This window comes from Citrobacter sp. CtB7.12 (assembly GCF_001297795.1).
Lineage (GTDB): Bacteria > Pseudomonadota > Gammaproteobacteria > Enterobacterales > Enterobacteriaceae > Citrobacter_A > Citrobacter_A amalonaticus.
The window spans coordinates 1-12,415 of the sequence record NZ_LIFT01000015.1 but is presented as its reverse complement, the minus strand read 5'-3'; the positions used below and the strand labels follow the sequence as shown (position 1 = coordinate 12,415).

At 54.4% G+C, this 12,415-nt stretch carries 8 protein-coding genes; all 8 read left to right on the top strand.

The genetic code is table 11. The features are described 5' to 3' along the window. Nucleotides 1-57 precede the first annotated feature (57 nt). Nucleotides 58-894 carry an IclR family transcriptional regulator C-terminal domain-containing protein gene (locus AOY24_RS16855; RefSeq protein WP_161215637.1) on the top strand — a complete coding sequence of 279 codons (837 nt, stop codon included), beginning with the start codon at nucleotides 58-60 and terminating at the stop codon, nucleotides 892-894. 66 nt (nucleotides 895-960) lie between these two features. Then, entirely contained in the window at nucleotides 961-1,539 is a 579-nt protein-coding gene (locus AOY24_RS16850) for a TetR family transcriptional regulator (RefSeq protein ID WP_054177013.1), read from the top strand. Nucleotides 1,540-1,755: 216 nt separating this feature from the next. Next, nucleotides 1,756-3,144 (top strand): NarK family nitrate/nitrite MFS transporter, encoded by a 1,389-nt coding sequence (locus tag AOY24_RS16845; RefSeq protein ID WP_054177012.1) that lies wholly within the window; start codon nucleotides 1,756-1,758, stop codon nucleotides 3,142-3,144. 148 nt (nucleotides 3,145-3,292) lie between these two features. Then, entirely contained in the window at nucleotides 3,293-7,033 is a 3,741-nt protein-coding gene (locus AOY24_RS16840; RefSeq protein ID WP_054177011.1) for a nitrate reductase subunit alpha, read from the top strand. Further along, nucleotides 7,030-8,574, top strand: a complete 1,545-nt coding sequence (narH, locus tag AOY24_RS16835; RefSeq protein ID WP_043000675.1) for a nitrate reductase subunit beta — start codon at nucleotides 7,030-7,032, stop codon at nucleotides 8,572-8,574. The genes AOY24_RS16840 and narH overlap by 4 nt, the downstream gene beginning before the upstream one ends. Then, nucleotides 8,574-9,269, top strand: coding sequence for a nitrate reductase molybdenum cofactor assembly chaperone (narW, locus tag AOY24_RS16830; RefSeq protein WP_044257968.1), 696 nt, complete (start codon nucleotides 8,574-8,576; stop codon nucleotides 9,267-9,269). The genes narH and narW overlap by 1 nt, the downstream gene beginning before the upstream one ends. Further along, nucleotides 9,266-9,946, top strand: coding sequence for a respiratory nitrate reductase subunit gamma (narI, locus tag AOY24_RS16825; protein WP_043000673.1), 681 nt, complete (start codon nucleotides 9,266-9,268; stop codon nucleotides 9,944-9,946). The genes narW and narI overlap by 4 nt, the downstream gene beginning before the upstream one ends. A 668-nt stretch (nucleotides 9,947-10,614) precedes the next feature. After that, nucleotides 10,615-12,415: autotransporter outer membrane beta-barrel domain-containing protein (locus AOY24_RS16820; RefSeq protein ID WP_152967208.1), on the top strand; the 1,801-nt coding region annotated here is incomplete at its 3' end.

The window sequence follows — 12,415 nt, the reverse complement described above, 5'->3', positions numbered from 1 at the left end:
TCCCGGTGGGAAAATGGGGATATTCCCGGGCTCGCGTTCATTCGCGCGGTATAGTTGATGCGGTTTAAGATTTGCGTTGCACAGGAGAAGGACTCAATGAGCGATAAAAATCAGATAGTTATCAATAGCCCGCCGGCTAAGTCTGACCCTAATTTTATGCTGTCCCTGGCGCGGGGTCTGGAAGTCCTGAATGCGTTTACTCCTCAACGTCAGCGCCTGACGATTTCACAACTCAGCCAGAAAACGCAGATTTCCCGTGCGGCTGTGCGTCGCTGTCTCTATACCCTGGCGGCACTGGGTATGGTGCACAGTCCCGACGGCCGCAGTTATGAACTGCTGCCACGCGTACTGGCCGTGGGTCACGCCTATCTCGCCGGTACGCCGCTGGCAAAAGTGGCGCAGGCCGCGCTGGATAATCTGGGTAAATCACTCGGCGAATCCTGTTCTGCTGCCACGCTTGATGGCGATAACGTACTGTATATCGCCCGCGCGGCGGTGAATAACCTGCTCAGCGTCGACATTGGACGCGGTAGCCGTCTGCCCGCATGGGCCACGTCGATGGGTCGCGTGCTGCTTAGCGCGCTTCCCGAAGAACAGTTAGAGGTGACATTGTCACGCGCTCAGCTCCTCCGCTATACCCCGCATACGATTTGCGACCTGACGGCGCTGCGGGAAGAGATCGCACGGGTACGTATCCAGGGCTACGCGTTGGCTGACCGACAGATCGAAGTTGGACTCTGTTCCCTGGCCGTTCCGCTGCTTTCCCGCAGTGGCAACGTGGTGGCGGCCCTCAATGTCGGGGTGCCGGCGTCATCAATGAGCGCCGCCGCGTTGAAGGAAAAAGCGCTGGCCCCCCTGCGTCGTTCCGCGATGGAACTCTCGCTTCAGTTGTAGCGTGTAACAATTGAACGGTTGTCCAGCTTGTTGATACACTGCCTCTCCGCAAAGAATGGAGGGGATATGAGCTATCTGAACAAAGATGAGCGTCGCGAAGTGATATTGCAGGCCGCCATGCGCGTGGCGCTCGAAGACGGTTTTTCGGCCATGACCGTCCGACGGATAGCCACAGAAGCAAAAGTGGCCACCGGGCAAGTCCACCACCATTTCACCTCCGCTGGCGAACTGAAATCACAGGCTTTTGTTCGTCTGATTCGCACCTTGCTGGATGCGGAACTGGTCGCGGAAGATGCCACCTGGCGCACACGTCTGCACGCCGCGCTGGGCAGTGATGATCGCGGATTCGAGCCCTACATTAAGCTCTGGCGCGAAGCGCAGATCCTTGCGGATAAAGACCCGGAAATCAAAAGCGCTTATCTCCTCACCATGCGCATGTGGCACGAGGAAACGGTCGCAATTATCGAAAGCGGACTCGCCGCCGGAGAGTTCACCCTCGCCTCCGCCCCTGCCGACATCGCCTGGCGCCTGATTGCGCTGGTCTGTGGCCTTGATGGCATGTACGTTCTCGGCATTCAGGAGATGGCCGATCCGGCGTTTGATCGCCATCTTGATCGCATGATTGAGCTGGAGCTTTTTTCCTGAACGAATGAATGTTAATCACTTATACTTTTTATTTACATTTGGTAACACTTAAGCAACCTGTTATTCCCCCTTCGCTCCGCGTGGTTGCGCATTCTTATCTATCCTTTCATCAATATTCCTAAAAGCATTAATAAATTCTAAAAAGGGCGTATAGCGCCCTTTTACGCAGACTATTTCTTATTTTTTTATGAACGATCTGTGCATGTGAGGGGTAATATGGCACGACAAAATGAGAAGAATAATCGTTATCTTTTGAGTGACTGGAAGCCGGAAAATCCTGCATTTTGGGAGAATAAAGGAAAGCACATAGCGCGAAGAAACCTTTGTATCTCAGTCGCTTGCCTTTTACTCGCCTTCTGCGTCTGGATGTTATTTAGTGCCGTTGCCGTCAATCTTAATAAAATTGGTTTTAATTTCACCACCGATCAACTCTTTTTATTGACCGCATTACCTTCTCTTTCTGGTGCAATATTACGTGTTCCCTACTCCTTTATGGTGCCTATATTTGGCGGACGCCGTTGGACGGTGTTTAGTACCGCAATCCTGATTATTCCTTGCGTCTGGCTCGGCTTTGCGGTGCAAAATACCACCACCCCTTTCGAGGTATTTATCATTATCGCGCTGCTATGCGGTTTTGCTGGCGCAAATTTTGCTTCCAGCATGGGCAACATCAGCTTCTTTTTCCCAAAATCGAAACAAGGCAGCGCGCTGGGAGTGAACGGTGGACTGGGTAATCTCGGCGTCAGCGTGATGCAACTCGTCGCGCCGCTGGTAATCTTTCTGCCGATCTTCGCCTTCCTCGGCGTTCAGGGCGTACCGCAACCCGATGGGTCACTGCTCTCACTGGCAAACGCCGCCTGGATCTGGGTGCCGCTGCTGGCGATTGCCACGATTGCCGCCTGGCTGGGCACCAATGATATTGCCAGTTCCAAAGCCTCTATTGCGTCTCAGTTACCGGTGCTCAAGCGCTTTCACCTCTGGCTGTTGAGCCTGCTCTATCTGGCCACATTCGGATCGTTCATCGGCTTTTCCGCAGGTTTTGCCATGCTGGCGAAGACGCAGTTCCCCGACGTGAACATCCTCAATCTGGCGTTTTTTGGCCCGTTTATCGGCGCGCTGGCGCGTTCTGCAGGTGGTGTCATCTCTGATAAGTTCGGCGGCGTCCGGGTGACGCTGATTAACTTCATCTTTATGGCGCTGTTCTCGGCCCTGCTCTTCCTGACACTTCCCGGCTCCGGTTCCGGCAGCTTTATTGCCTTCTATCTGGTCTTTATGGGGCTGTTCCTGACCGCCGGTCTGGGCAGCGGCTCTACCTTCCAGATGATCGCCGTCATCTTCCGCCAGCTCACCATCTACAGGGTAAAACTGCGTGGTGGCACTGACGAACAGGCACAGCGTGAAGCGGTGACCGACACCGCCGCCGCGCTGGGCTTTATTTCCGCGATTGGCGCCGTCGGCGGCTTTTTCATTCCTAAGGCCTTCGGCAGTTCGCTGGCGATGACCGGTTCTCCCGTCGGTGCCATGAAAATCTTTCTGGTGTTTTACATCGTCTGCGTGCTGGTGACCTGGCTGGTCTATGGCCGCCGTAAACCGAAGCAAAAATAACAACATATTCACCGATGTTTTGTAGGTCGGATAAGGCGCTTGCGCCTATCCGGCAAGAATTTTACGCCTGATAGCGACGCCGCGGCGTCGCTATCAGGTCTCCAGGACTTATCCGGCCTACAAGACCCTATGGAGCAGGAGAAATGTCATGAGTAAACTGTTGGATCGCTTCCGTTACTTTAAACAAAAGGGTGACACCTTTGCTGACGGTCACGGCCAGGTGATGCATACCAATCGGGACTGGGAAGACAGCTATCGTCAGCGCTGGCAGTTTGACAAGATTGTCCGTTCCACCCACGGGGTGAACTGTACCGGCTCCTGTAGCTGGAAGATCTACGTCAAAAATGGTCTGGTGACCTGGGAAACCCAGCAGACCGACTATCCCCGGACGCGTCCGGATCTGCCTAACCATGAACCGCGCGGCTGCCCGCGTGGTGCCAGCTACTCCTGGTATCTGTACAGCGCCAACCGCCTGAAATACCCGCTGGTGCGTAAGCGTCTGATCGAACTGTGGCGTGACGCGCTGTCCACCCATGCCGATCCGGTGCTGGCGTGGGAGTCAATCATGAACGACCCGCTAAAGAGCCAGAGCTACAAGCAGGTACGCGGACGCGGTGGATTCATCCGCTCCAGCTGGAAAGAGCTTAACCAGTTGATTGCCGCCGCCAACGTCTGGACGGTGAAAACCTATGGACCGGACCGCGTCGCCGGTTTCTCGCCGATCCCGGCAATGTCGATGGTGTCCTACGCCGCCGGCACCCGTTACCTTTCCCTGCTCGGCGGTACCTGCCTGAGTTTTTACGACTGGTACTGCGACTTACCGCCCGCGTCACCGATGACCTGGGGCGAGCAGACTGACGTGCCGGAATCGGCCGACTGGTACAACTCCAGCTATATCATCGCCTGGGGCTCCAACGTACCGCAAACGCGTACTCCGGATGCACACTTCTTTACCGAAGTCCGTTACAAAGGGACGAAAACGGTCGCCATTACCCCTGACTTCTCCGAAGTCGCCAAACTCAGCGATCAGTGGCTGGCACCAAAACAAGGTACCGACAGCGCGCTGGCGATGGCAATGGGCCACGTGATCTTAAAAGAGTTCCACCTCGACAATCCCAGCGACTACTTCCTTAACTACTGCCGTCGCTATACCGATATGCCGATGCTGGTATTACTGGACGCCCGTGAAGACGGCAGCTATGTGCCAGGACGAATGATGCGCGCCTCGGATCTGGTCGACGGTCTGGGCGAAAGTAATAATCCGGAGTGGAAAACGGTCGCCTGCAACACCACCGGTGAACTGGTAGTGCCTAACGGCTCGATTGGTTTCCGCTGGGGCGAAAAAGGTAAATGGAACCTTGAGTCGCTGGCGGCGGGTACGGAAACCGAGCTGTCGCTGTCATTGCTTGGTCAGCATGATGAGGTATTGGGCGTCGCATTCCCCTATTTTGGCGGCAACGAAAACCCGCATTTTCGCAGCGTGAAGCAGGAACCGGTACTGGTGCGCCAGTTGCCAGTAAAGCAACTGACGCTTGCCGATGGCCGCCGTTGTCCGGTGGTCAGCGTTTACGATCTGGTGCTGGCCAACTACGGCCTCGATCGCGGTCTGGATGACATGTACGGTGCGAAGGATTATACCGAGGTGAAGGCCTATACCCCGGCGTGGGCGGAGCAGATCACCGGCGTGCCGCGTTTCCAGATTGAAACCATCGCCCGTGAGTTTGCCGATACCGCACATAAAACCCACGGTCGCTCGATGATTATCCTTGGTGCCGGTGTTAACCACTGGTATCACATGGACATGAACTACCGGGGAATGATCAACATCCTCGTGTTCTGCGGCTGTGTCGGACAGAGCGGCGGCGGCTGGGCGCACTATGTCGGCCAGGAAAAACTGCGTCCGCAAACCGGCTGGCTACCGCTGGCTTTTGCGCTCGACTGGAACCGTCCGCCGCGCCAGATGAATAGCACTTCGTTTTTCTATAATCACGCCAGTCAGTGGCGCTATGAAAAACTCACCGCCCAGGAACTGCTCTCACCGCTGGCGGATGCCTCGAAATTCACCGGTCATCTGATCGATTTCAACGTGCGTGCCGAGCGCATGGGCTGGTTGCCTTCTGCGCCGCAGCTCAACCTCAACCCGCTGACGGTGAAGGCCAGCGCCGAAAAAGCCGGCTTGTCTCCCGTGGAATACACCGTTCAGGCGTTGAAATCCGGCGATATTCGTTTTGCCTGCGAACAACCCGACAGCGGCAAGAACCATCCGCGTAACCTGTTTGTCTGGCGCTCTAACCTCCTTGGTTCTTCCGGTAAAGGCCACGAGTACATGCTCAAATATTTACTGGGAACAGAGAGCGGCATTCAGGGGGAAGCGCTGGGTTCCCGCGAAGGCATTAAACCTGAAGAGGTTGAATGGGAATCCTCCGCCATTGAAGGCAAGCTCGATCTGCTGGTGACGCTCGACTTCCGCATGTCCAGCACCTGCCTGTTCTCCGATATTGTTCTGCCCACTGCCACCTGGTATGAAAAAGACGACATGAATACCTCGGACATGCATCCGTTTATTCATCCGCTGTCTGCGGCGGTGGATCCGGCGTGGGAATCAAAAAGCGACTGGGAAATCTACAAAGGCATCGCCAGCGTCTTTTCTGAGGTCTGTGTCGGCCATCTGGGACAAGAAACCGACGTGGTGTTGCAGCCGTTGCAGCACGATTCACCGGCAGAACTTTCGCAGCCGTTCGACATCCAGGACTGGCGTAAAGGGGAATGTGAGTTAATCCCCGGTAAAACCGCGCCGAACATTGCCGTGGTGGAGCGCGATTACCCCGCGACGTACGAGCGTTTCACCTCGCTCGGGCCCTTGATGGACAAGTTGGGTAACGGCGGCAAGGGCATTTCGTGGAACACCCAGACGGAGGTCGATTTCCTCGGCAAGCTCAACTACACCAAGCGTGATGGCCCGGCGAAAGGTCGTCCGCTGATTGAAACCGCGCTGGACGCGTCGGAAGTGATCCTCGCTCTGGCCCCGGAAACCAACGGTCAGGTCGCCGTGAAGGCATGGGAAGCGCTCGGCGCGATGACTGGTCGCGAACATACGCATCTGGCGCTCAACAAAGAAGACGAGAAGATTCGCTTTCGTGATATTCAGGCACAGCCACGCAAAATCATCTCCAGCCCGACATGGTCCGGACTGGAAAGCGAGCATGTCTCCTATAACGCGGGCTATACCAATGTCCATGAACTGATCCCGTGGCGTACCCTCTCCGGTCGTCAACAGCTGTATCAGGACCATCAATGGATGCGGGCATTCGGCGAAAGCCTCGTGGCTTATCGTCCGCCGATTGACACCCGCAGCGTCAGCGAAATGCGGGAGATCCCACCGAACGGCTTCCCGGAGAAAGCGCTTAACTTCCTGACACCGCATCAGAAATGGGGCATTCACTCCACCTACAGCGAAAACCTGCTAATGCTGACGCTGTCGCGCGGCGGGCCGATTGTCTGGATCAGTGAAACGGATGCGAAAGAGCTCGGCATTGAGGATAACGACTGGATCGAAGCCTTCAACGCCAACGGCGCCCTCACCGCCCGTGCGGTGGTGAGCCAGCGCGTGCCGCCCGGCATGACGATGATGTACCACGCCCAGGAACGCATCCTGAATATCCCCGGTTCGGAAGTCACCGGGATGCGCGGCGGGATCCACAACTCCGTCACCCGCGTGTGCCCGAAACCGACGCACATGATTGGTGGCTATGCGCAGCTTGCTTACGGCTTTAACTATTACGGTACCGTCGGCTCCAACCGCGACGAGTTCATCATGATTAGAAAAATGAAAAACATTGACTGGCTGGATGATGAAGGTCGGGATCAGGTACAGGAGGCGAAAAAATGAAGATACGCTCACAGGTTGGCATGGTACTGAACCTCGATAAATGCATTGGCTGCCACACCTGCTCCGTCACCTGTAAAAACGTCTGGACCGGACGTGAAGGAATGGAGTACGCGTGGTTTAACAACGTTGAGACGAAACCCGGCATCGGCTACCCGAAAAACTGGGAAGACCAGGAAGAGTGGCAAGGCGGCTGGGTTCGCGACGTGAACGGTAAAATCCGACCACGTCTGGGCGGCAAAATGGGCGTCATCACCAAAATCTTCGCCAACCCGGTCATTCCGCAAATCGATGATTACTACGAGCCCTTCACCTACGACTATCAGCATTTGCACAGCGCGCCGGAAGGCAAACATCAACCTACCGCCCGTCCCCGCTCGTTGATTGACGGTAAGCGGATGGACAAAATCATCTGGGGCCCGAACTGGGAAGAGCTGCTCGGCGGCGAATTCGAAAAGCGCGCGCGAGACCGTAACTTCGACAAGATCCAAAAGGAGATGTACGGCCAGTTCGAAAACACCTTCATGATGTATCTGCCGCGTCTGTGTGAACACTGCCTGAACCCAAGCTGTGTCGCCACTTGTCCGAGCGGCGCTATCTACAAGCGTGAAGAAGACGGCATTGTGCTGATCGATCAGGATAAATGCCGCGGCTGGCGTCTGTGTATCAGCGGCTGCCCATACAAAAAAATCTACTTCAACTGGAAAAGCGGCAAATCCGAAAAATGCATTTTCTGTTATCCGCGCATTGAATCGGGCCAGCCGACGGTCTGTTCCGAAACCTGCGTCGGGCGCATCCGTTATCTTGGTGTGCTGCTCTACGATGCGGACCGCATTGAAGAAGCGGCCAGCACCGAGCATGAAACCGATCTCTATGAGCGTCAGTGCGACGTGTTTCTGAATCCGCACGACCCGGCGGTGATAGAAGAAGCGCTTAAACAGGGCATTCCACAGAACGTGATCGACGCGGCGCAGCGTTCGCCAGTTTACAAAATGGCGATGGACTGGAAGCTGGCGCTGCCGCTGCATCCGGAATACCGCACTCTGCCGATGGTCTGGTATGTGCCGCCGCTGTCGCCGATTCAGTCTTACGCCGATGCGGGTGGACTGCCGAAAAGCGACGGCGTACTACCGGCGATCGAAAGCCTGCGTATTCCAGTGCAGTACCTCGCCAATATGCTGAGCGCTGGCGACACCGGCCCGGTGCTGCGGGCGCTGAAGCGCATGATGGCGATGCGTCATTATATGCGCTCGCAGACCGTGGAAGGCGTCACCGACACACGTGCGATTGACGAAGTCGGGTTGACCGTGGAACAGATTGAAGAGATGTATCGCTACCTGGCGATTGCCAACTACGAAGACCGTTTTGTCATCCCGACCAGCCACCGTGAAATGGCGCGTGATGCCTTCCCTGAGCGCAACGGTTGCGGCTTCTCTTTCGGTGATGGATGCCACGGCTCCGATACCAAATTTAATCTGTTCAACAGTAGCCGTATTGACGCGATCAACATCACCGAAGTACGTGACAAAGCGGAGGGGGAATGATGCAAATCCTCAAGGTGATTGGCCTGCTGATGGAGTATCCGGATGAGCAACTGTGGGAGTGTAAGGACGATGCGCTGGCGCTGGTGCGACACGATGCGCCGATGCTCACCGACTTCACCGAAACCCTGCTCAGCGCGCCGCTGCTCGATAAACAGGCCGAATGGTGCGAAGTGTTTGATCGAGGGCGCGCCACTTCGCTGCTGTTGTTCGAGCATGTGCATGCTGAATCGCGCGATCGCGGTCAGGCGATGGTCGATTTGCTGGCGCAGTACGAGAAAGTCGGGCTACAGCTTGATTGTCGCGAGCTGCCGGACCATCTGCCACTGTATCTGGAATACCTGAGCGTACTGCCGGAAGCGGAAGCGCGCGAAGGTTTGCAGAACGTCGCTCCAATTCTGGCCCTGCTGGGCGGGCGCTTAAAGCAGCGCGACACGCCGTGGTATCAACTGTTTGATGCCCTGCTTTTTCTGGCGGGCAGCCCACTATCAAGTGACAGTGTCACGAAACAGGTGAACGCCGAGGACCGTGATGATACCCGACAGGCGCTGGATGCCGTCTGGGAAGAGGAACAGGTGAAATTTATCGAAGATAACGCCACGGCCTGTGACAGTTCGCCGTTACAGCAATATCAACGACGCTTTAGCCAGGACGTGGCGCCACAGTACGTCGACGTCAGCGCGGGAGGCCCGAAATGATACAGTTCCTGAACGTCTTTTTTTACGACATCTACCCCTATCTCTGCGGGACGGTGTTTATCCTTGGCAGTTGGCTGCGCTATGACTACGGCCAGTACACCTGGCGGGCGTCTTCCAGTCAGATGCTGGACAAGCGCGGGATGGTCCTGTGGTCGAATTTGTTCCACATCGGTATTCTGGGGATCTTCTTTGGTCACCTGTTCGGCATGTTAACCCCACACTGGATGTACGCCTGGTTCCTGCCTGTTGCGGTGAAACAACAGATGGCGATGATTGCCGGCGGGATCTGCGGCGTACTGACGCTGGTAGGCGGCGCGGGCTTGCTGGTGCGTCGTCTGACCAACTCTCGCGTCCGGGCCACCTCGTCCACGGCAGATATCCTGATCCTCTGCATTCTGCTGATTCAGTGCATTCTGGGCTTAAGCACAATACCGTTCTCCGCCCAGCACCCGGACGGCAGTGAAATGCTGAAACTGGTGGAATGGGCGCAGTCGGTTGTCACCTTCCGTGGCGGAGCTTCTGCCCACCTCGACGGCGTGGCGTTTATCTTCCGCGTGCATCTGGTGCTGGGAATGACTATCTTCCTGCTCTTCCCGTTCACCCGTCTGGTTCACGTCTGGAGCGCACCGTTTGAGTACTTTACCCGACGCTACCAGATCGTTCGTTCCCGTCGTTAGGCATTTCGGTGTCGGATGGTAATGCCATCCGACACGCTGCACGTTATGACGCTTCTTCACCTCAGGGAGAATGCTGCTGGTGAAAAGACATCAGGAGCGAGTATTAGTCCGCGAGGGTATTGTCGATATTGAAGTAGTCATTCAGGGTAACCAACTGCTTAAAGTGACTATATTCGTCAATGCGGCGAACTTGTTTCACGCACAGCGGGTAATAGATTTTTAAAAATTCACGGGTAGGAAATATTCCTACCCGTTCGGTTTATTTGTCTGTCATGATACTGATGAGTTTAAATTACGCCATGAAACATCTTAATAAATCTTAAATCGAATTTAAGACATGTTATCTCTTTAAAAATCATAAAGATGACATCAACCCCTCTCTTTTATTATATGCAATACCTGTTGCGAAATTAACGTCATTTCATCTGTAATCCATTATTTCACTTCACACTTAACTGATTTCTTTAGTTACGTAAGATCAATTCATTTGTGATCCATTCAGCAACATGAAAAATAAATCACTGTTGCACGAATGAATTACTGGAAGGAATTCGGCAGATATCGTCTGACTCAAATTGCTTTCGCTCTGTCTGGAAACCAAAACGCAGCGTTGAGAAATATAATTTATTCCGTGCTGTATTTGTCTATTAAAAAAAGCGAATAGGGATATGAAAGAATTTAAATTAACCAGTATGGCGCTGTTGATCGGCAGCCTGTTAATGACAAATAACGTAAATGCAAAAATTTATGATGAAGATGATGGCATTATCACCGGCAGTGGTGCCCTGGTTGCAGGTGGTAGCTATAAAATTATCAGCGTCGCAGGGGAAGACAACACCCTCTTCGTGGAAAACAATGGCGCGATTACGGTAACGGCTCCGGCTGGAACACCGATTGTTAGCGGCATGGGCGAGTTTGAAGATGGCGATTTTTCACTTGCCTCTGGCGCTGTCTTTGTTGCCAATAGCGGCACAATCAATTTGGGGTCAGGTTCTACCATTAATCAGCTTGTCGGGGATTACATTCCGGGTACGGTTGAAGGACGCCCTGACCTGGCGCTGGACAATGATTATCACACGATGTTCGCGGTTGGCATTCTCAATGTCGGCGGATCAAGCGATGCCTATCTTGCGAAAAAAGGCGCGATTATTGCTGATGATTTAACCATAAACATCAGCCACAAACGTGATAATAAGGACATCATGGGTATTTACGCTGATAAGAATAACGGCGTGATTACCCTGACCGGTGACACCACGGTGAATGCAACCATCACCGGAGCGAAGGGACACATTTTTGGCATTTATGCGAAAGAAGGAACCCTCATCAACGCTGAAAACCTGATTGTTAATAACAAGAGTACGGAATACTCCGTGGGGATCGTTTCAGAATCGACAAATTCCACTCACCGCTCGCTTATTCGTTATCAGAATGCCACCGTGAAATCCGTTGCTGATGAGTTTGCAGACGGTATTAATGCTAACGCGGGTTATATTGAAGCCTTTGGTGATACCGCGGTCGATATCACTGCCAATCGCGTTGGGGCGGTTGCTACAGGTATCTGGCTATCTGATGGTATTGATGACATCGATTTGGATTCGTACATCACCACTCATGGAACGACGTCAGTATTGTTAAAATCAGGCGCGGATCAGACGGTTCTTGAAGGCGTCGATTCAATGGGCTCCTCGCAATATACCGGTAATAACCTGACCATTACCCTGGATACTCAAGGGCATCAACAGACGACCGGTTCCGGTATTATGGCCAGTAAAGAAGATGCCCTCACGGCGGGTAAAATCGACATTAATGGTCGTCTGAACATTGATGTTGTCGATACCACCCGCAGCGGGAGCTGGAACTACGTCCGTGCGGACAAGGGCGGCGAAATCACGCTGAACGGTGGGGTACAGATGGGGGTTAACTACAACGACCCGGATGCCACTGCCATTCTGGCGGAAAACGCCGACTCCCGCGTGACGATTAACCCGCAGAAAATCGACGTTGTCGGGACGATTGAAGCCCTGGATTCCGCCGTGGTTGATGTGAATGCGATTAACCAGTCGCGTTTCGTCGGCGGGATGGTCACCCGCGGCAATGCAGTGAATAACCTGTCGCTGGCCGACGGCTCGGCCTGGAACATGACCAAAAGTTCTCAGCTCACCAACCTGACGCTGAATGACTCCACGCTGACCTTTATGCCAGCCGCCACAAAGCGTCGTATGCTGACGCGTGATACCGCGAGCTTCAAAACCCTGACAGTGGACGGTGATTACACAGGCACTAACGGTAATCTCGTGATGAACACCCAACTGGGCGATGACAGCTCACCGACTGACCGGATGATCGTTGCGGGCAACACCTCCGGCAGCACGAACGTTAAAGTACTGAACGCCGGGGGCGCGGGCGGTCTGACGACGTCGGGCATCGAACTGATTAGCGTTGGCGGCAATTCTGACGGTGTGTTTA